Source organism: Candidatus Thiosymbion oneisti (assembly GCF_900092655.1).
In the GTDB taxonomy this organism is placed as follows: Bacteria; Pseudomonadota; Gammaproteobacteria; order Chromatiales; family Chromatiaceae; genus Thiosymbion; species Thiosymbion oneisti.
This window is the reverse complement of sequence record NZ_FLUY01000748.1, coordinates 1-851: the sequence shown is the minus strand read 5'-3', so window position 1 is coordinate 851 and position 851 is coordinate 1. Positions and strand designations below refer to the sequence as shown.

The 851-nt window shown below is 62.3% G+C and carries 1 protein-coding gene; it reads left to right on the top strand.

All coding sequences use genetic code 11. The features are described 5' to 3' along the window. The first annotated feature begins 160 nt into the window (after nucleotides 1–160). Nucleotides 161–652: an acetolactate synthase small subunit gene (gene ilvN, locus BQ17_RS08015; protein WP_089725959.1), complete on the top strand. Its 492-nt coding sequence runs from the start codon at nucleotides 161–163 to the stop codon at nucleotides 650–652. Nucleotides 653–851: the final 199 nt, after the last annotated feature.

Genomic DNA, 851 nt, shown 5'->3' with positions numbered 1-851 from the left:
GCGCGGAGCTTCCGCGTTCCCACGCAGCGCGTGGGAACGAGAGAATCAGCTGGATAGTAGGGTCCGCTGCGCGGACCGCTTAGGTGCCGCGGACATTCAACATGTGAAAACAGGCGGTCAGGGTTAAATGTCAACAGACCCTGATAGGAGATCCTTTCCCATGAGACACATCATTTCCGTCCTGCTGGAGAACGAGGCCGGTGCCCTGTCCCGCGTCGCGGGTCTGTTCTCCGCCCGCGGTTACAACATCGAGTCCCTCACGGTAGCGCCCACGGATGACCCCTCCCTGTCGCGCATGACCCTGGTCACGGCCGGTGACGAGGACATCATCGAGCAGATCAAGAAGCAGCTCAACAAGCTCATCGATACCATCAAGCTGCTCGATCTCTCCGAGGGCCCCCATATCGAGCGTGAGCTGCTGATGGTCAAGGTCCGCGCCGAGCGGGCGGACCGCGAGGAGCTCAAACGCCTGGTGGACATCTTCCGCGCCAAGATCATCGACGTCACCGACATCAGCTTCGTGGTCGAGCTCACCGGCGCCGCGGAGAAACTGGACGCCTTTATCGATGCCGTGCCCGCAGGGCTCATCACCGAGGTCGTCCGGACCGGACCCTCCGGCATCTCCCGCGGCGCTCAGGGGCTGACACTTTGAGTGCCCGGTAGCTATACCGCCACACGGCACAATCTGCGTATTTCGCTCCCTCTCCCTCCGAGGGTGTCGCAACAGCCCCGCTCCCGGTCTCTGGTTCCCACGCAACGCCTGGGAACGAGAACACTCAGCCTGACTGATGACCATTTGGACCGGCAACTCGGCATTATCCCAGGGGCCGACAGAATGTCGGCGATCCCAG

Coding starts and splice junctions, on each gene's coding strand:
- ilvN (WP_089725959.1), top strand. CDS start 161: ATGAGACACATCATTTCCGTCCTGCTGGAGAACGAGGCCGGTGCCCTG.